The sequence below is a fragment of the Nocardioides sp. ChNu-153 genome (assembly GCF_030466625.1).
Lineage (GTDB): Bacteria > Actinomycetota > Actinomycetes > Propionibacteriales > Nocardioidaceae > Nocardioides.
Window position 1 is genome coordinate 326,160 of record NZ_JADEVT010000002.1, and the last position, 19,740, is coordinate 345,899.

A 19,740-nucleotide genomic window follows, 5' to 3' on the forward strand; every position below is an offset into this window, starting at 1 on the left:
GGTGGTCGAGCGGGCGCCGAGCCGCGCCACGCTGCTGCGGGCCGGCTTCGCCGACGTCGACGAGGCGGCGCAGCGGCTGACGACCCTCGGTGCGCACGCGCCGGCGGTGCTCACCATCCTCGCGCGCACGGCCGACCCCGACACCGCGCTGGCCCAGCTCGTCCAGCTCGTCGACCGGGTGGGCGAGCACGAGGTCGCGGGCGGCGCCGAGGCGCTCCTCACGGCTCTCGCCGACGACGAGGGCACCGCGATGCGGCTCCTCACCGTGCTCGGCGCGAGCACGGCACTGGGCGACCACCTCGCGCGCCACCCCGAGCAGTGGCGCGAGCTCACCGACCCCTTCCTGGGCTCGACGCGGCCGGCGGCCTGGGCGCTGCGCGAGAGCCTGCTGCGCGCCGTCGGGGCCGACCCGGCCGACACCGACCCCGTCTCCGCGCTGCCCGGCCCCGACGCCGACCGCGCGGCGGTCGACGCGCTGCGGGTGGAGTACCGGCGCCTGCTGCTGCGTCTCGCCGCGCGCGACCTCGCCCACCACCTCGGGGTCGACGACGTCGCCGCCGAGCTCTCCGACCTGGCCTCGGCCACCCTCGAGGCGGCGCTCGCCGTGGCGCGCGCCCGGGTGGGCGAGGCGGCCGCCGACGTGCGCCTGGCCGTCGTCGCCATGGGCAAGTGCGGCGGCCACGAGCTCAACTACGTCTCCGACGTCGACGTCGTCTTCGTGCACGAGCCCGCCGAGGGCGCCGACCCGGACGCGGCGACGCGCGCGGCGACGAAGCTCGCCTCGCAGCTCATGCAGGTCTGCTCCGACCACACGGGCGAGGGCAGCATCTGGCCGGTCGACGCGAACCTGCGGCCCGAGGGCCGCCACGGCCCGCTGTCCCGCACGCTGGCCAGCCACGAGGGCTACTACGAGCGCTGGGCCAGCACCTGGGAGTTCCAGGCGCTGCTCAAGGCCCGCCCGGTGGCCGGCGACGCGGCGCTGGGTGCGGCGTACCTGGAGATGGCGCAGACCTTCGTGTGGCGGGCGGCGGAGCGCGACAACTTCGTCACCGACGTGCGCGCCATGCGGCGCCGGGTGCTGGAGCACATCCCGTCGAAGGAGGCGGCGCGGCAGCTCAAGCTGGGCTCGGGCGGGCTGCGCGACGTCGAGTTCGCCGTGCAGCTGCTCCAGCTCGTCCACGGGCGCGGCGACGAGCGGATCCGCAGCCAGGCCACCCTGAGCGCGCTCGCCGAGCTGACCCGCGGGGGGTACGTCGGGCAGGAGGACGGCCGCGCGCTGCACGAGGCCTACGCGTTCCTGCGCACCCTCGAGCACCGGATGCAGCTGTGGCAGATGCGCCGCACCCACGTCGTGCCGGAGGACGAGGCCGACCTGCGCCGCCTCGGCCGCTCGATGGGCCACGCCCGCAACGCCGTGGTGGAGCTGGAGAAGGAGTGGCGCCACCACCGCCGCGAGGTGCGTCGCCTCCACGAGAAGATCTTCTACCGCCCGCTGCTCGAGGCGGTCGCGCGCATCCCCGGCGCCAACGCGCGGCTCTCGCCGGAGTCGGCCGAGCAGCGGCTCGCCGCGCTCGGCTACCTCGACCCGGCCGCCGCCCTGCGGCACCTGGAGGCGCTCACCGCCGGGCTGTCGCGCACCGCCCGCATCCAGCGCACGCTCCTGCCGGTGCTGCTCGCCTGGTTCGCCGACGCCCCCGACCCCGACGCCGGCCTCCTCGGGTTCCGCCGCATCTCGGAGTCGCTGGGCTCCTCGCCGTGGTACCTGCGGCTGCTGCGCGACGAGGGCGAGGTCGCCGAGCGGCTCGCCCGGGTGCTGGCCACCTCGCGCTACGCCACCGACCTGCTGCAGCGCGAGCCCGAGGGCGTGCGCATCCTGGGCCAAGACCTGGCGCCGCTGAGCGCCGAGGCCCTCACCGCCGAGATGCTCTCGGGCGCGCGGCGCCACGACGACCTGGGCGCCGCCGTGCGCGCCGTGCGGGCGGTACGGCGGCGCGAGCTGTTCCGCATCTCCTGCGGCGAGCTGCTCGGCGTCACCGACGTCGCGACCGTGGGGGCCGCCCTGTCGCGCCTCACCGACGCGACGCTGGAGGCCACCCTCGACGCCGCGATGCGCGCGGTCGCCCGCGCCCGTGGCCTCGACGGGCCGCCGACCCGCATGGCGATCGTGGCGATGGGCCGCTACGGCGGGTTCGAGCTCTCCTACGGCTCCGACGCCGACGTCGTGTTCGTGCACGACCCGCTGCCCGGGCCCGACGGCCAGGTCGACGCCGACCGCGCGGCCGCGGCGGCGTCGTACGCCCAGGCGGTGGTGGGCGAGCTGCGCGGCCAGCTCGGCGTGGCGGGCACCGACCCGCCGCTCGAGGTCGACGCCGACCTGCGCCCCGAGGGCAAGCAGGGCCCGCTGGTCCGCACGCTGGACTCGTACGCCGCCTACTACCGCCGCTGGTCGTCGGTGTGGGAGTTCCAGGCGCTGCTGCGCGCGGACGCGGTCGTCGGCGACACGACGCTGCGGGCCCGCTTCCACGAGCTGGTCGACCCCCTGCGCTTCCCCGCCGACGGGCTCGACGAGGACGCGGTGGCGGAGGTGCGCCGCATCAAGGCGCGCGTCGACACCGAGCGGCTGCCGCGCGGCGCCGACCCCGCGACCCACCTCAAGCTCGGCCGTGGCGGGCTCGCCGACATCGAGTGGACCGTGCAGCTGCTGCAGATGCAGCACGCCGGTCGCGTGCCCGGGCTGCGCACGCCGCGCACCCTCGAGGCGCTCGACGCGGCACGGGAGGCGGGCCTGCTCGGCCACGAGGACGCCGCGACCCTGGCCGAGGCGTGGCGGCTGGTCAGCCGTCTGCGCAACGCGGTCACGCTCGTGCGGGGCAAGCCGTCGGACCAGCTGCCGCGGGACACGCGCGAGCGCAGCGCCGTCGCCGAGGTGCTGGGCTACGCGACCGGCGAGGTCGACGCCATGGTCAACGACCACCTCCGCACCACGCGGCACGCGCGGGCGGTCGTCGACCGTGTCTTCTGGGGCTGAGACCGCCGCTCCTCCCGCGCCGCCGCCCGGGGCAGCGGGCTGGCGCCGGCACCAGCGCCTCGCCCTGGCGGCCCTCGCCGCCGACCACGGCGCCAAGCGCGCCGCGGGCCTGCCGTCCCGCTCGTGGGTCGTGCTGCCGCCCGGGTCGGGGAAGACGTGGGTGGGCCTGGCCGTGGCCCGCGACGCCCTGGCGACCGGCGAGGCGGAGCGGGTCGTGGTGCTGGCCCCCAACACCGCGATCCAGGGGCAGTGGGCCGTCGCCGCGCGCGCGTTCGGCCTCGAGGTCGGCACCGACCGCTCGCTGGACGCCGGGCTCACCGCGCTGACCTACCAGTCCGTCGCGGTCTTCCGCGCCGACGACGGGGAGCCCGACGTACCCGATGAGCCGGGGGAGCCGGGGGAGCCGGGGGAGCCGGGGGAGCCGGGGGAGCCGGGGGTACCCGACGAGGCGGGGGAGCCGGGGGACGACCTCGTGGCCCGGCTGCACCCCAACGGCGCCGACCTCGTCGAGCGCCTGGCGACCGCGGGCCCGCTCCTGCTCGTGCTCGACGAGTGCCACCACCTGCTCGACCTGTGGGGGGAGCTGCTGGTCGCGCTGCTCGACCGGGTGCCCGGCGCCCGCGTGCTCGGCCTGACCGCGACGCCCCGCGAGACGCTGTCGCGGGCGCAGGGCGCCGTGGTCGACACGCTGTTCGGGCCGGTGGCCTACGCCGCCAGCGTCCCGGCGGTCGTGCGCGAGGGCGACCTGGCGCCGTTCGCGGAGACCGCCTGGTTCACCACCCCGACTCCCGCGGAGCGCGACTGGCTGGCCGAGGGCGGCCTGCGCTTCGCCGAGCTCCGGGCGATGCTCGAGGACCCGGCGTTCGGGACGACCCCGTTCCGCGCCTGGCTGGAGCGCCGCTTCGTCGAGCCCACGCGCGCGGAGCGCCGGGTGGCGTGGTCGACGCTGGCGCTGGCCGAGCCCCGGCTGGCCGACGCGGCGCTGCGCCTCGCCCACGCCGGCCTCCTCGAGCTCCCCGAGGGCGCCCGGCCCCGGGAGGAGCACCGGGTGCCGCCCGACGTCGACGACTGGGTGCTGCTCCTCGACGACTGGCTGCGCCGCTGCGTCGTGCCGAGCGCGGACCCGGAGGACGCGCGGGTCCTCGACGTCGTACGACGCACCCTCCCCGCGGTGGGTCGCGTATGGACCCGCAGCGGGGTACGGCGGGGCCGCAGCGTCGTTGACCGCGTGCTCGCCCGCTCGGAGGCGAAGGCCACGGCGACGGTCGAGATCGTCACCCACGAGGCCGCCGAGCTCGGCGACCGCCTGCGGCTGCTCGTCCTGTGCGACCACGAGAGCGCCACGGCGACCGTGCCGATGACGCTGCGCGGCGTCGTGGACGGCCGGGCCGGATCGGCGTGGGCGATCCTGGACCGGCTCGCCGCCGACCCGGTGACCGCGGCGCTGGGCCCGCTGCTCGTGACCGCCCGCACCGTGGCGGGGGCGCCGGGGACGCTCGCGGACCTGGCCGCCCACGTCGCCGCGCACGACCCCGGCCTGGCGGCGACCCTGCGCGTGGAGCCGGTCGCGGAGGGCACCCCCGAGGCGGGGGCGGCGCCGCTGGCCCGGCTCGTCGGCACCACCGGGGCCTGGCGCAGCCGCCGCTGGGTGCGGGAGGTGACCGCCTGGTTCGAGGCGGGCGGGGGGCGCGTGCTGGTCGGCACCAAGGGCCTGCTCGGCGAGGGGTGGGACGCCCGGCGCGTCACGGGGGTGGTCGACCTGACGGCGGCGACCACCAGCCAGTCGGTGGTGCAGGTGCGCGGCCGCGCGCTGCGCACCGACCCCGCGTGGCCCGACAAGGTCGCCGTCAGCTGGACGGTGGTGTGCCTCGCGCCGGAGCACCCGCAGGGCGACGCGGACTGGCACCGCCTCGTGCGCAAGCACACCGGTTTCCTCGGCGTGGACGACGCGGGCGACGTCGTCGACGGCGTGGCCCACCTCGACCCGCTGCTCTCGCCGTACCGCCCGCCGCCCGTCGAGGACCTCGACCGCCTCAACGCGCGTGCGCGGGTGCGGGCCGCCGACCGGGCGGGGGTGCGGGAGCGCTGGCGGGTGGGGGAGCCGTACGACGACGTCGTCGGCACGGCGGTCCGGCTGCGGGCCCACCCGGGCGCGCCCGCCGGGGTCCTGCCGGCCGCACCCGGGGGAGCGGGGCCGCTCGTCGTCGAGCCCCGCACGCCGCCGGTCCTCGACGCGGAGGCCGCGCGCGACGAGCGCGTGGCGCTGGGCCGCGACGCCGGGGCCGGGCTGGTCCTCGGCGGGGCCACGCTCGGCGGGGCGACCCTGGCGGTGGCCGGCAGCGAGGCGGGGGTCGTCGCCGGCGCCGGCGTCGGCCTGCTCGCGGGGGTGGGGCACCACGTCGTACGACGACGGGAGCGGGCGCGGCGGCGCGCGGCGCACGCCCGGGCGGTGCTCGCCCACGCCCGGAGCGCTCCGTCGGTGCACCAGGTGGCGGCCGCGGTGGCGGACGCCCTCCACGAGGTGGGGCTGGTGCCCGTCGGAGCCGACGCGGTGCGGACGAGCGTCGACCCCGACGGCACCCACCGGACCCGGCTCGTGCACGTCGACGAGGAGGCCTCGCGCACCTTCGCGACGGCGCTGGAGGAGGCCCTGGGGCCCGTCGAGCGACCGCGGTACCTCGTCGCCCGGCGGGTCCTGTCCCCGCCGCCGCCCGAGGGCGATCCCCGGGCGGTGCTGCGACGCGCGGCCCGCGGCGAGGTCGACCACGACGGCGAGGCCTGGCACCCCGTGCCCGGCGTGCTCGGGAGCAACGCCGACCGCGCGGGCGCCTACGCCCGCGCCTGGGCCCGGTGGGCGGGCGGCGAGCCGCGCGCGCTGTGGACCGGGTCGCCGGAGGGCACGGGGGTGCTCGCGGCGCAGCACGGCAGCGACCCGTTCCGCGTCTCGTCGGTGCTGCGGCGGCACTGGGGCTGAGCGCGCGCGTCGCCCCACCCGTGACTTCGGAGGGTGCTGGGGTCGGATCGTAGGGTGGCCGACCGTGACCGACGCCGACCGACCGCTCCCTCCCGAGGCCCCCTGGGCCGCGGGTCCGTCCGCTCGGCCGGGGGTCGCGGAGGGTGACGTCGAGGACCACTGGGCCGACCTGCGCGACGCGGAGCCCGCCGAGGCGCCCGTCGTGCCGGTGGACGCCTCGCGCGTCGCCGTCGTGCTGGTGGCCCACGACGGCGCGGCGTGGCTGCCGACCGTCCTGGAGGGCCTGGCGGCGCAGACCGTGCGACCCGGGCGGGCCCTGGCCGTCGACACCGGCAGCACCGACGGCAGCGGCGAGCTGCTCGACGCCGCGTTCGGGCACGCGCAGGTGCTCGAGGCCCCGGCCACCGCGTCGTACGGCGAGGCGGTCGACCTCGCGCTGGCCCGCCTCGCGGACACCGCCGGGACCCGCGGTGACGGGGCGGCGGACGTCGAGTGGGTGTGGCTGCTCCACGACGACGCCACCCCGGCGCCCACCGCGCTGCAGCGGCTCCTGGAGTGCGCGACCGTCACCCCCGAGGTCGACGCCGTCGGCCCCAAGCTGCGCGAGTGGCCCTCGCTGCGCCGCCTGCTGGAGGTCGGCGTGACGGTCAGCGGCACGGCCCGCCGCGAGACCGGGTTGGAGCGCGGCGAGTACGACCAGGGCCAGTACGACGTCTCCCACCGCGTCCTCGCGGTCAACAGCGCCGGGATGCTCGTGCGCCCCGCGCTCCTGCGCGACCTCGGCGGCTTCGACCCCGCCCTGCCCGTGCTGGGCGCCGACCTCGACCTGGGCTGGCGCGCGGCCGCCGCCGGGCGCCGCATCGTCGTGGCCCCCGAGGCCGTCGTCTTCCACGCCGAGGCGGGCCACCGCGGGCTGCGGCGCAGCAGCGTCGCCGGCCGCCATGCCCACCAGGCCGAGCGCCGCGCCCTGCTGCGCGTCGTCCTGGCGAACTGCTCGACCCGCCGCTTCGTGCCCACCTACCTGCGGCTCGTCCTCGGCGGCCTGCTGCGCGCGCTGGGCTTCCTGCTCACCCGCCGCCCCGCCACGGCACTGGACGAGCTCGTCGCCCTCGCCGTCGTGTGCGGGCGTCCCGGCGAGCTGCGCCGGGCGCGGGCGGCGCGGCGCCCGCAGCGGACGGTGCCCGACGCCGAGGTGCGGCCCCTGCTGGCGCCGTGGTGGCTGCCCTACCGCCACGGTCTCGACGCGGCGGGGGAGATCCAAGGAGCGCTCACGACCCACGCCGCCGACGTCGCCGACCGGCGCCGCGACGCGCGGGCGGCCGCCGAGCGGGATCGGGTGGCGGCGGGCCGCTCCGGCACCCGGGCGGCGGTGCCGGGCGAGCAGGACGACGAGCTCGCCGCCGAGAGCGGCTGGCTGGTGCGCTACGTCACGAGCCCCGTCGCGCTCACCGTCACCGCCGCGGTCGTGCTCTGCCTGGTCGGCGCGCGGGCCGCGGTCGGCCGGGTCTCGGGGGGTGCGCTGGCGCCGGTCCCCGACACGACCGGCGCCTGGTGGACCCTCCACCTCGCCTCCCACCTGCCCATCGGCACGGGCAGCGAGGTGCCCGCGCCGCCGTACGTCGCGCCCCTGGCCCTGCTCGCGTGGCTGCTCCCCGGGGGGCCGGCGACCGCCGTCTCCGTCCTGCTCGTGGCGTCGGTGCCGTTCGCGCTGTGGGGCGCGTGGCGCCTGCTCGGCGTCGCCGGCCGCCTCCTCGACCCCCGCGGCACCTCGCCGTGGCTGCTCGGCGTCGGCGCCCTCACCTACGCCCTCCTGCCCGTCACGTCCGGGGCCTGGGCCCAGGGCCGCTTCGGGGTGGTGTGGGCGGCGGCCCTGCTGCCGTGGTGCGTCCACGCCGCCCTCGGCTTCGCCGACCCCGAGCGGGAGCGGCGCTGGCGGGCCGGCTGGCGCACCGGGCTGCTGCTGACGCTCGTCGTCGCGCTCGTCCCGTTCGCGTGGTGGCTGGCCGCCGGGGTGCTCCTCGTGGTGGCCGTCGTCGCCCTGCTCCTCGGCGGCGCCCGCGCCCTGCGCGACCGCGCCGTGCTCTCGGGCACCGTGGCGCCGGTCGCGGTGGCCGTGGCGACGCCGCTCGTGCTGCTGGCGCCCTGGCTCGTCCCGACCGTGCTCGCCGGTGACCTCGTCGCCCTCGTCGGCGAGGCCGGGCGCCTGCCCCACGGCGTGCTCGCGCCCACCGACCTGCTCGCCCTGCGCCTCGACGCGGGGGCGGCGGCCGCGTGGCCGGCGTACCTGCTGCTGGGCGCCGCGCTCCTCGCCCTCGCGGTCCCGGCCAGCCGCATCGCCGTCGTCGGCTGCTGGGCCGTCGCCGTCGCCGTGCTGGCACCGGCCGCCGTGCTGGCCCTGCCGACGTTCGACCTCGCGGCGGGGGAGACCCCGGCCGCCGTCGGCTTCGTCGTCGTCGCCCTCGGCGGCGCGGCGGTGGCCGCCGCCGTGCTGGGCGCCCAGGGGCTGCCGGCCTCGCTGCCGCGGGCGAGCGGCGGGGTACGACGCGTGGCCACCCTCGTGCCGCTGCTCGTGCTCGCGGTGGTGCCGGTAGCCGGGCTCGCCTGGTTCGTCGGGCCGGGGTCCGCCATCGTCGACGACGACCGCGACAGCGCCATCCCGGCGTACATGGCCCAGCGCTCCGAGGAGTCGCCGTCCTACGGCGTGCTCGTGCTCGAGGGCACCGTGCGCGGCGGCCTCACCGTCGAGGTGCGCCGTGAGGACGGCCTGCGCCTGGGCGAGGAGGAGGTCGCCGCGCTGACCCCCGCCGACGCCGCGTTCGCCGACGAGGTGCGGACGCTCGTGTCCGAGCCCACGCCCGAGGCGGTCGAGGCGCTGCGGGCCGCGGGCGTCGCCTACGTCGTGCAGGCCGCGCCCGGGGACCCCGCCATCCGCGCCACCCTCGACTCCGTCGCGGGGCTCCAGCCGGCGAGCGGCGCGGAGGGCGGTGCCCGTGCCTGGGAGCTGGTCGACCCACCGCCGGACGACGCCGTCGAGCCCGCCGGGACCGACCTCCTGCGCGGCCTGCTCCTCGTGCTGCAGGTCGTCGCGGTGCTGGTCGTGCTCGTCATGGCCGGCCCCAGCCGACCCGCGGGCGACCGCGCACGTGAGGAGGAGCGGGCATGACCGAGACGCCCCGGAGCCCCGAGACGCCCGAGAGCCCCGCGACCCCCGCGACGCCAGCGACCGCCGGCACCGCGGGCGGCCGCCGCCGCGCGGCGCCCGCGACCGAGCGGCGCCGCCGGGTCGACCCCGTGGTGCTGGCCGCCGTGGTCCTGCCGGTCGTGGCCCTCGGGCTCGGCGCCGCGGTGCGGGTCGGCGCGCCCACCCCGCCCGCGACGGCCCCCGACACGCAGGTGCGCACCGCGGCCACCGTCGTCTGCCCCTCGGCCGGCGTCGCGGCCGGCACGGGCGGCGACCTCGACGCCATCGTGCCCGACGCCGGTGCCGTGCGTGCGGCCACCGGCCCCGCCGTGGGCGCGGCGACCGTGGAGCTCGACGGCGAGGAGGTGCCCGTCGCCGACGGGGCGGTCGCGACCACGTCGACCGGCGCGCCCACCACCGTCCGCGCGACCGGCGAGGCCGCACCCGGGCTGGTCGCCGCCCGGTACGACGCCGCGGGCGGCGCCGGCCGCACCTGCCGGACCCCCGACACCGGCGGGTGGTTCGTCGGCCTCGGCGCCGGCGCCGACCGCGCCTCCGTGCTCGAGCTGACCAACCCGGACGCCGGCACGGCCGTCGCCGCCGTGACGGTGCTCGGGGAGACCGGACCCGTCGACGTCGAGGCCGCCCGCTCCGTGGTCGTCGGCGCGGGGGAGACCCGGCGCCTCGACCTGGGCGCCCTCGCGCCGACCCGCGGCGAGCTGGGCGTGCGGGTCGAGGTCACCCGCGGGCGCCTCGCGCTGGGCGCGCTGCAGACGACGCGGCCGCTCGACGGCACCGCCGGGGGGTCCGCCTGGGCCCCGCTGCTGCCCGCCGCGGCCCCGGCGACGACGCTGCTCGGACTGCCGGGCGACGCGTCGACCCCCCGCACCCTCGTGGTCGCGAACCCCGCCGACGCGCAGGTGCAGGTCGAGGTCGACCTGCTGGGCGCCGACGGCGGCTACCGGCCGGCGGGCCTCGAGCCCGTCGTGGTGGCCCCCCGTGCGGTGGCCTCGCTCGACCTGACCGCCGCCGTCGCCGACGGTCTCGCGGACGGCGCCGGGGGCGCGCTCGGCATCCGGGTCGTCTCGACCGGGGACGTCGCGGCCACCCTGCGCTCGGGTGCGGGCGCCGACGAGGTCGCGGCCGTCCCCGCCGCCCCCCTCACGACCGGTACGGCGCTGCTCCCGCCGCAGGCGGGCACCGCCCGCCTCGTGCTGTCGCGCGACGCCGAGGACGGGACCGGTGACGGGAGCGGCGACGGGAGCGGTGACGACGCGGGTGACGGCGCGGGTGACGACGCGGGTGAGGAGGCGGCGCCCGCGACGGTCGTGGCGCGCGCGGCGGACGGTGCGGAGCTGCTGCGCGAGGACGTCGCGCTCGACCCGGGTGCGTCCGCGGCCGTGGACCTCCCGGCCGGGGCGGCACGGGTCGACGTGGAGTCCGCCGGTGACGCGGTGCGGGGCGCCCTCGTGGTGACGGCCGGCGCTCGCACCAGCGTCCTCGCGCTCGCACCCGCCGTGCCCGAGGACCTCGTCGCCGTCGTGCGCCGCGCCTGGCCGTGAGCGGCACCCGCCGACCGGGCCGGGCGGGGGGCCGGGCGTGGGGTCAGGCGTCGGGGTCGTAGCCCGGGTCGATGGTGTCCGGCGTGGTCCCGAGCAGCTCGGCCAGCAGCTCGGCGACGACGCGGCGCACGAGCTCCTCGAGGTCGGTGCGTGACTCGCTGCGCCGCTCCAGCGGGCGGCGGAACAGCACGATGCGGTGGGGCTGGTCGGCCCGGGCGCGCACGAGCGAGCCGAGCGGCACGTCGTCGTCCCAGTCGTCGGGAAGGAGCGGCATCTCCTCCACGGCGTACTCGAGCTCCCCGAGCGCCGCGAGGTGCGCGCGCCAGGGGGCGTCGACGACCGAGACGACCGCGAGCACGACGGCGTCGAAGCGCTCACCGGGCGTCGGGCGGGCCCGCCGGATGCCGGGCACCGTGCCGACCTGGGGGCCGCGCCCGGCGCGACCGTGCCGGTCGCGCCGCCGTACCGGGCGCACGGGTCGTGCCCCCTCGTCCACCGCCTCGTCCACCGGGTCGTCCACGCGAATCTCCCTCCGACCGTCCGCGAGCCTAGCCGGGTGCGCCGGCGGCCCGGAGTACCGTCTGGCCCGTGAGGTCCGCCCGTCGTTGTTCGCGCACCGCCTGCGGTCGTCCCGCGGCGATGACGCTCACCTACGTCTACTCCGACCAGACCGCGGTCCTCGGGCCGCTGTCGACGACGGCGGAGCCCCACGCCTACGACCTGTGCGAGCAGCACAGCGAGCGGCTGTCGGCGCCGCGCGGCTGGGAGGTCCTCCGCCTGGCGAACGTGCCGGTCGGGGCGGGCCCCTCCGACGACGACCTCCTCGCGCTGGCCGACGCCGTGCGCGAGGCCGCGGTGCGTCCGGCGCCGGCCCCGAGCCGCCCGCCGCACGTCGTCGGCCCGCAGGGCCGGGACGAGCCCTTCGACCAGGAGCGCCGCCCGTCGGTCCCCGCCCCGGCCGACTCCCTCGACTCCCTCGACTCCTTCGACCCCCTCGACCCCCGTGCCCCCCGCAGCGACCACCCCGGTCGTCCTGCCCGGCACGGCGGTGCGCCGCGGCGCGGCGGGCACCTGCGGGTGCTCGACACCGACCCCACGCTGCTCTGACCCCGCGTCGGCGCGCGGGACGCTAGGCTCCGGGGCATGGCGCCCAGCGGAACGCTCGACCCGTCCAACCTCACCGCCGTCTTCAAGGCGTACGACGTCCGGGGCACCGTCCCCGACCAGCTCGACGAGGAGTTCGCGCGCCGGGTCGGCGCCGCCTTCGTGCAGGTCACCGGTGCTCCCACCGTCGTCGTCGGCCACGACATGCGGCCCTCGTCCCCGGGCATGGCCGGGGCCTTCGCGCAGGGCGCGGCCGACCAGGGCGCCGACGTCGTGCTCATCGGTCTCGCCTCCACCGACCAGCTCTACTTCGCGTCGGGCCACCTCGGCCACGCCGGCGCGATGTTCACCGCCAGCCACAACCCGGCGCAGTACAACGGCATCAAGATGTGCCGGGCCAACGCGGTGCCGATCGGCACCGACACGGGCCTGGCCGAGATCCGCGACCTCGTCGCCGGCGAGGAGCCCGCCCCGGCCACGCGCACGGGCAGCATCACGGAGCACGACGTCCTCGCGGCGTACGCCGCCCACGTGCTGTCGCTGGCCCCCGTCACCGGCCGCCGGCTCAAGCTGGTCGTGGACGCCGGCAACGGCATGGCCGGGCTCACGGCCCCGGCGGTGTTCGACCGGATCGGCGCCGGCGCGGTCGACATGGTGCCGATGTACTTCGAGCTCGACGGCACCTTCCCGAACCACGAGGCCAACCCCATCGACGCCGAGACCCTGGTCGACCTGCAGGCCCGCGTCGTGGCCGAGCAGGCCGACATCGGGCTCGCCTTCGACGGTGACGCCGACCGCTGCTTCCTCGTCGACGAGACCGGGCGGGCGGTCTCGCCCTCGACGCTGACGGCGCTCATCGCGGACCGCGAGCTGGCCCGGGTGCCCGGCTCCAACGTCATCCACAACCTCATCACGTCGAAGGCCGTGCCCGAGATCGTGGCGGAGAAGGGCGGCACGCCCGTCCGCACCCGGGTGGGCCACTCCTACATCAAGGCCACGATGGCCGAGACCGACGCCGTCTTCGGCGGGGAGCACAGCGGGCACTTCTACTTCCGCGACTTCTGGCGCGCCGACTCCGGGATGCTCGCCGCGCTGCACGCGCTCGCGGCGCTGGCCGGCACCGACGTGACGCTGTCGGAGCTGCTCGCCGAGTACGAGCGCTACCCGATGAGCGGGGAGATCAACTCCACGGTCGCCGACCAGGCGGCGGTGCTGGCCGAGCTGCGCAGCACCTTCGGTGCCCGGCCCGGCGTGACGATCGACGAGCTCGACGGCCTCACCTTCGACGCGGCCGACTGGTGGTTCAACGTGCGGGCCTCCAACACCGAACCGCTGCTGCGGCTCAACGTGGAGGGCAAGGACGAGGCCACGATGGCCCGGGTCCGCGACGAGGCGCTGGCGGTGATCCGCCGATGAGCGTCGACGCCACCCTGCTGCGCATCGTCGTGTGCCCCGCGTGCCATGGCGCGCTCGAGGAGCGCGCCGTCGACACCACGGCGGGGGCGGCGGCCGACCTCGGCAGCCCCTCCGACGAGAGCACGCTGGTCTGCACGGCCTGCGGGCTGGTCTACCCGGTGCGCTCCGGCATCCCCGTGCTCCTCGTCGACGAGGCGCGCCGCCCGGCCTGAGGCGGCGGGGCGGAGACGGCTCGAGACGGCGCACAGGAGGCGGGGACGGTGGCGGCGATGTGGTTCGACGAGTCGCGGCTCGACGACGAGCGGGCGCTGGCGGGCGCCGACGCCCGGCTGCGCGCGCTCGCCGAGTCCGGCGCCCGGGTCCGCCGCGAGGCGCAGGCCGCGGCCGAGGCCGTCGACGGCCGGGTCCGGGAGGCGCGTGAGCGTCCCCGCCCGCGAGCCGTGGTGGCCGCCGGTGCCGAGGCCCGCCTGCTGCGCGCCGTGCTCGAGGCCGGCTGTCCCGTCCCCCTCGTCGCCTGGTCCGCCCCGGGCCTCCCGGGCTGGACGGGCAGCCTCGACCTCGTCGTCGTGCTCGCCCCCGGCGGTGACGACGTCGCCGCGGCCGGCACCGTCGCCGAGGCGGTACGACGGGGGGCCGACGTGCTCGTCGCCTGCCCGCCCGCCTCGCTCGTCGCCGACCACGCCGCCGGGCGCGACGTGGTGCTGCTGCCGACCACCAGCGGGGACCCCCTGGCCGCCGCCGTCGTCGCCCTCGACTTCCTCGCCGGCGCCGGCCTGGGCCGCAGCACCGACCCCGAGGTGGTGGCGCTGGCGCTCGACGACGTGGCGGTGCGCTGCTCGCCGTACCGGGACATCGCCGGCAACCCGGCGAAGGAGGCGGCCATCGGGCTCGCCGACGCCGTACCGCTGGTGTGGGGCGGCACGCCGCTGGCCGCCCGCGCGGCCCGGCGCGTGGCCGAGGCGCTGCGGTCGGGCTCCGGCCGCGCCGCGCTCGCGGGCGACGCCGAGCAGCTGCTCCCCGTGCTGGAGGCGGCCCGCCCCCGCGACGTCTTCGCCGACCCGTTCGACGGGGACGGCGGCGCGAGCCGACCGGTCCTCCTCGTGCTCGACGACGGGTCCGACGACCCGCGGGTCCGTGAGCAGGGCGGGCACCTGCGCGCGGTGGCGGCCGCCCATGACGTCCGGGTCGTCGAGCTGCGCCACGACGACGGGGGAGAGGTGGCCCGCTACGCCTCGCTGCTGCTGCAGGGCCGGTACGCCGCGGCGTACCTCGGGCTGGGGCTCGTCCCCGCCTGACCCCGGGCGCCGGGCTACGACGCGCGGCGGGCGCCCGACGCGGTCGCGCCGCCCCGGCGTCGCACTAGGCTGCTCGACGTGACGACCTCGACGACCCTCCTCCGTCCGGCGGCCCACCGGTGAGCGGCGGCCTCTTCGCCCTGCTCGACGACGTCGCGGCGCTCGCGCGCCTCGCGGCGGCCTCGATCGACGACGTGGGCGCCGCGGCCGGCCGCGCCAGCGTGAAGGCGGCCGGCGTGGTCGTCGACGACACCGCCGTCACGCCGCAGTACGTGCAGGGCGTCGCCGCCGAGCGCGAGCTGCCCATCGTGCGCCGCATCGCGGTGGGGTCGCTGCGCAACAAGCTGCTCATCATCCTGCCGGCGGCCCTGCTGCTCAGCCAGTTCCTGCCCTGGTTGCTGACGCCGATCCTCATGGCCGGCGGCGCCTTCCTCTGCTACGAGGGTGCCGAGAAGATCTGGGAGAAGGTCAGCGGGCACCACGGGGGTCACGGCCCGGAGGTGGTCGAGGCCGGCCCCGACACAGAGAACAAGCTGGTCTCCGGCGCCATCCGCACCGACCTCATCCTCTCGGCCGAGATCATGGTCATCTCGCTCAACGAGGTGAGCGACGAGCCGTTCCTCTCGCGCGCGGCGATCCTCGTCGTCGTCGCCCTGGGCATCACCGCGCTGGTCTACGGCGTCGTGGCGCTCATCGTGAAGACCGACGACGTCGGCCTGCGCCTCGCCCAGCGCCCGTCGCGCGCCGCACAGCGCATCGGCAACGGGATGGTCAAGGCCATGCCGAAGGTGCTGACCGCCATCTCGGTCGTCGGCACCGCCGCGATGCTGTGGGTGGGCGGCCACATCCTGCTCGTCGGGGTCGACGACCTCGGCTGGCACGCGCCGTACGACCTCGTGCACCACCTCGAGGAGGACGTGCACCACGCCCTCGGCGCCCTCGGCGCCGTCGGGGGGTGGCTGACCAACACGGCAGCGTCCGCGGTGGTCGGCCTCGTGGTCGGCGCGATCGTCGTCGCGGTGCTGCACCTGGTGCCCCGCCGCGGCGGGAAGCACGGCGGCGGGCACGGGGAGCACGGCGGCGACACGGCCCCCGCGGATTCGGGATCGGCGCCCGACGCGTCCTAGGCTCGACCGCGTCCGCGTGGGAGAACCCACAGAGCGCAGATGCGCGACGCAGACCTGGCTCCACCCGTTCGAGGAGACATCCGATGGACTACAAGGTCGCCGACCTCTCCCTGGCCGACTTCGGCCGCACCGAGATCACCCTCGCCGAGCACGAGATGCCCGGTCTGATGGCCATGCGCGAGCGCTACGGCGACGCGAAGCCGCTCGCCGGCGCGAAGATCGCCGGTTCGCTGCACATGACGGTGCAGACCGCCGTCCTCATCGAGACGCTGACGGCGCTGGGCGCCGACGTCCGCTGGGCCTCGTGCAACATCTTCTCGACCCAGGACCACGCAGCGGCCGCGATCGTCGTGGGCCGCGAGGGCACCGTCGAGGAGCCCGCCGGTGTCCCCGTGTTCGCCTGGAAGGGCGAGACGCTGGAGGAGTACTGGTGGTGCACCCAGCAGATCCTGCTGTGGCCCAACGGCGAGAAGGCCAACATGATCCTGGACGACGGTGGTGACGCCACCCTCCTCGTCCACCTCGGCGTCGAGGCCGAGAAGAAGGGCGAGGCGCCCGACCCGGCCTCCGCCACGAGCGCCGAGCAGCGGATCATCTTCGAGGTGCTGCAGGCCTCCCTCGCGGAGAGCGAGGACCGCTGGACCCAGGTGGCCGCCGAGATCAAGGGCGTCACCGAGGAGACCACCACGGGCGTCCTGCGCCTCTACGACATGATGCGCGAGGGCTCGCTGCTCTTCCCGGCCATCAACGTCAACGACTCGGTCACGAAGTCGAAGTTCGACAACAAGTACGGCTGCCGCCACTCGCTCATCGACGGCATCAACCGCGCCACCGACGTCCTCATCGGCGGCAAGGTGGCCGTGGTCTGCGGGTACGGCGACGTCGGCAAGGGCTGCGCGGAGTCGCTCCGCGGCCAGGGCGCCCGCGTCATCGTCACCGAGATCGACCCCATCTGCGCGCTGCAGGCCGCGATGGACGGCTACCAGGTCTCCGCGCTCGACTCCGTCATCGACGTCGCCGACATCATCATCACGGCGACCGGCAACAAGGACGTCGTCACCGTCGAGCAGATGGCGAAGATGAAGCACCAGGCGATCCTGGGCAACATCGGCCACTTCGACAACGAGATCGACATGGCCGGCCTGGAGTCCCTCGAGGGCGTCAAGCGCAAGAACGTGAAGCCGCAGGTCGACGTCTGGACCTTCCCGGAGGGTCAGGGCGGCCGCTCGATCATCGTGCTGTCCGAGGGTCGCCTCATGAACCTCGGCAACGCGACGGGTCACCCGTCGTTCGTCATGTCGAACTCCTTCACCAACCAGGTGCTGGCGCAGATCGAGATCTTCACCAAGCCGGAGGAGTACCCGGTCGGCGTCTACGTGCTGCCCAAGCACCTCGACGAGGAGGTCGCGCGCCTGCACCTCGCGGCGCTCGGCGTCGAGCTGACCACGCTCACCGACTCCCAGGCGGCGTACCTCGGCGTCGACGCCGCGGGCCCGTACAAGTCGGAGCACTACCGCTACTGAGCCTCCGGGGGCCACCGGGGGCCACCGGGGGCCACCGGCTCCCTCGGGCCCCCTCGGCTCGCACGCGCGCGGCACCGTCGTCCCGGACCACCCGGGTACGGCGGTGCCGTCGTTCGTCCCGGCGCCGTCATACTGGTGGTCGTGACCAACGAACGAGGCGTGGCCGCGGGCGCGTCGGCCGAGGCGGACAGCCGTGGCCGCGTGCTCGTCGTCGACGACGACGCCTCCCTGGCGGAGATGCTGACGATCGTGCTGCGCCAGGAGGGCTTCGAGTCCGCGGTGTGCCTGCGCGGCGACGAGGCGCTCGACGCGTTCCGGGAGTTCCGCCCCGACGTGCTGCTGCTGGACCTGATGCTGCCCGGCAAGGACGGCATCGACGTGTGCAAGGAGGTGCGCGCCGAGTCGGGCGTGCCGATCGTCATGCTGACCGCGAAGGGCGACACCGTCGACGTGGTGGTCGGCCTCGAGTCGGGCGCCGACGACTACGTGGTGAAGCCGTTCAAGCCGAAGGAGCTGGTGGCGCGCATCCGCGCCCGCGTGCGCCGCGCCGAGGCCCCCGCCCAGGAGACGCTCGGCATCGGCGACCTCTCGATCGACGTGGCCGGTCACCAGGTGACCCGTGGCGGCGTGCCGATCAACCTGACGCCGCTGGAGTTCGACCTCCTCGTCTGCCTGGCCCGCCGGCCGTGGCAGGCCTTCAGCCGCGAGGTGCTGCTGGAGGAGGTGTGGGGCTACCGCCACGCGGCCGACACCCGACTCGTCAACGTGCACGTGCAGCGGCTGCGCTCGAAGGTGGAGCACGACCCCGAGCGCCCCGAGATCGTCCTGACGGTGCGGGGCGTCGGCTACAAGGCCGGTCCGTCCTGACCCGCTCCCACCCCGGCCGGGCCCGGAGGGCCTCGTGCTGAGGCCGGGACGGCGCCGGCCCCGGGGGCGCGACGTCACCGCCGCGCTGGCCCGTGCGCTGACGGTGTGGCGGCGCTCGGTGGCCGCCCGCGTGGTGGTCAGCACCGTGCTGCTCTCGGGTCTCGTCGTCGGCGGCGTGAGCTGGCTGCTCGTCGCCCAGATCCGCGAGGGGCTGCTCGACAGCCGCGTGCAGGCCGCCACCGCCGAGGCCGAGGACGAGACGACGCAGGCGGGCGAGCGCCTCCTCACGTCGTCGGGCTCGGACTTCGACGTCGCCGCCCAGCTCGACCAGGTGGCGGCCCCGCTCAACCAGCGCGGCGCGGTGCGGGGCTACGAGGTGCTCCTCGTGCGCTCCGACGTGGCCCTCGCCCAGCCGCTCGACGAGGTCGGGTCGGTCTCCTCGCCCGGCGTGGACGCCGACAGCATCCCGACCTCGCTGCGCGAGCACTTCCTCTCCGACGGCCAGCTCGCCTGGACGTGGACGCGGATGCCGGTGCCCGACGACGACGGGGGCTCCACGTCGGTGCCGGCGGTCGTCGTCGGCACCCAGCTGCGGATCCCGGCCGACGACGGTCCCTACACGCTCTACTTCCTCTTCCCGCTGACCCAGGAGGAGGAGACGCTCGCCCTCGTCGCCCGGTCGACGGTGGTGGCCGCGGCGCTGCTCGTCGTGCTCATCGGCGGCGTCTCGTGGGTCGTGGCGCGCCAGGTGGTGACGCCCATCCGCATGGCCCGGCGCGTCGCGGAGCGGCTCGCGTCGGGGCGCCTGCAGGAGCGCCTGCGGGTCACGGGCGAGGACGACCTGGGTCGCCTCGCATCGTCGTTCAACCAGATGGCCTCCAACCTGCAGCGCCAGATCCAGCAGCTGGAGGAGCTCAGCCGCGTGCAGCGCCGCTTCGTCGCGGACGTCTCCCACGAGCTGCGCACACCGCTCACCACGGTGCGGATGGCGGGCGACGTCCTCCACGACGCCCGGGGCGACTTCGACGCGCCGACGGCGCGGGCGGCCGAGCTGCTGCAGGTCGAGCTCGACCGGTTCGAGCGCCTCCTGGGCGAGCTGCTCGAGATCAGCCGGTACGACGCGGGAGCCGTCGCCCTCGAGGTGGAGGACGTCGACCTCCGCCAGGTGGCCCGTCGCGTGGTCGACCAGACCGCGAGCCTCGCGCTCAGCTCCGGCGTGCACGTGCGGGTGGTGGAGCCGGCCCGCCGGTGCCGGGCGGAGGTGGACCCGCGCCGCATCGAGCGCGTCGTGCGCAACCTGGTCACCAACGCCATCGACCACGCGGAGTCCCGCGACGTCGTCGTCTCCGTCGACGCCGACGACCACAGCGTCGCCATCGCGGTGCGCGACCACGGCGTCGGCCTCGCGCCGGGGGAGTCGGCCATGGTGTTCAACCGGTTCTGGCGCGCCGACCCGGCGCGTGCCCGCACGACGGGCGGCACCGGTCTCGGCCTGTCCATCGCGCTCGAGGACGCCCACCTGCACGGCGGCTGGCTGCAGGCCTGGGGAACCCCGGGCGGTGGCTCCCAGTTCCGCCTGACGGTGCCCCGCCGCGCGGGGGACCAACTGCGCCACAGCCCCATCCCGCTGCTGCCCGCCGACGCGGAGCCGGCCCGGTGAGGC

Annotated in this window: 13 protein-coding genes; 12 read left to right on the forward strand and 1 reads right to left on the reverse strand. The window is 77.0% G+C overall.

The annotated features are described in order from the left end of the window. Position 1: 1 nt before the first annotated feature. The 4 genes from INN71_RS05450 (at position 2) to INN71_RS05465 (ending at position 10,745) form a co-directional block, all read left to right on the forward strand. Entirely contained in the window at positions 2 to 3,028 is a 3,027-nt protein-coding gene (locus INN71_RS05450) for a bifunctional [glutamine synthetase] adenylyltransferase/[glutamine synthetase]-adenylyl-L-tyrosine phosphorylase (protein WP_301799808.1), read from the forward strand. After that, positions 3,012 to 6,002: a DEAD/DEAH box helicase family protein gene (locus tag INN71_RS05455; RefSeq protein WP_301799809.1), complete on the forward strand. Its 2,991-nt coding sequence runs from the start codon at positions 3,012 to 3,014 to the stop codon at positions 6,000 to 6,002. Before INN71_RS05450 ends, INN71_RS05455 begins: the two co-directional genes overlap by 17 nt. 64 nt (positions 6,003 to 6,066) lie before the next feature. After that, the gene (locus tag INN71_RS05460) at positions 6,067 to 9,165 is read left to right on the forward strand and encodes a glycosyltransferase (RefSeq protein ID WP_301799810.1); all 3,099 of its coding nucleotides are present in this window, start codon (positions 6,067 to 6,069) and stop codon (positions 9,163 to 9,165) included. Then, the gene (locus tag INN71_RS05465) at positions 9,162 to 10,745 is read left to right on the forward strand and encodes a DUF5719 family protein (protein WP_301799811.1); all 1,584 of its coding nucleotides are present in this window, start codon (positions 9,162 to 9,164) and stop codon (positions 10,743 to 10,745) included. Before INN71_RS05460 ends, INN71_RS05465 begins: the two co-directional genes overlap by 4 nt. A gap of 43 nt (positions 10,746 to 10,788) precedes the next feature. Here the strand turns inward: INN71_RS05465 and INN71_RS05470 are convergent, their stop codons facing one another. Beyond that, a complete protein-coding gene (locus tag INN71_RS05470; protein WP_301799812.1) occupies positions 10,789 to 11,265 on the reverse strand; it encodes a metallopeptidase family protein in 477 nt (158 codons plus the stop codon). Positions 11,266 to 11,333: 68 nt separating this feature from the next. Here INN71_RS05470 and INN71_RS05475 point away from each other — a divergent pair, with 68 nt between their 5' ends. The 8 genes from INN71_RS05475 to mtrB all read left to right on the forward strand — a co-directional run bounded on the left by INN71_RS05475 (position 11,334) and on the right by mtrB (position 19,737). After that, complete coding sequence (locus tag INN71_RS05475) at positions 11,334 to 11,852, forward strand: DUF3499 domain-containing protein (protein ID WP_301799813.1); 519 nt, start codon at positions 11,334 to 11,336, stop codon at positions 11,850 to 11,852. Between the two features lie 36 nt (positions 11,853 to 11,888). After that, positions 11,889 to 13,265, forward strand: coding sequence for a phosphomannomutase/phosphoglucomutase (locus tag INN71_RS05480; protein ID WP_301799814.1), 1,377 nt, complete (start codon positions 11,889 to 11,891; stop codon positions 13,263 to 13,265). Next, complete coding sequence (locus INN71_RS05485; protein ID WP_301799816.1) at positions 13,262 to 13,477, forward strand: Trm112 family protein; 216 nt, start codon at positions 13,262 to 13,264, stop codon at positions 13,475 to 13,477. Before INN71_RS05480 ends, INN71_RS05485 begins: the two co-directional genes overlap by 4 nt. A 57-nt stretch (positions 13,478 to 13,534) precedes the next feature. Next, entirely contained in the window at positions 13,535 to 14,560 is a 1,026-nt protein-coding gene (locus INN71_RS05490; protein WP_301799817.1) for an SIS domain-containing protein, read from the forward strand. A 119-nt stretch (positions 14,561 to 14,679) separates the two neighbouring features. Then, positions 14,680 to 15,687, forward strand: a complete 1,008-nt coding sequence (locus tag INN71_RS05495; protein ID WP_301799818.1) for a DUF808 domain-containing protein — start codon at positions 14,680 to 14,682, stop codon at positions 15,685 to 15,687. 83 nt (positions 15,688 to 15,770) lie between these two features. Continuing rightward, positions 15,771 to 17,210, forward strand: a complete 1,440-nt coding sequence (gene ahcY, locus INN71_RS05500; RefSeq protein WP_301799819.1) for an adenosylhomocysteinase — start codon at positions 15,771 to 15,773, stop codon at positions 17,208 to 17,210. A 159-nt stretch (positions 17,211 to 17,369) separates the two neighbouring features. Next, positions 17,370 to 18,077 carry an MtrAB system response regulator MtrA gene (mtrA, locus tag INN71_RS05505; protein WP_367619023.1) on the forward strand — a complete coding sequence of 236 codons (708 nt, stop codon included), beginning with the start codon at positions 17,370 to 17,372 and terminating at the stop codon, positions 18,075 to 18,077. Positions 18,078 to 18,111: 34 nt separating this feature from the next. Further along, the gene (gene mtrB, locus INN71_RS05510) at positions 18,112 to 19,737 is read left to right on the forward strand and encodes an MtrAB system histidine kinase MtrB (protein WP_301799821.1); all 1,626 of its coding nucleotides are present in this window, start codon (positions 18,112 to 18,114) and stop codon (positions 19,735 to 19,737) included. Positions 19,738 to 19,740: the final 3 nt, after the last annotated feature.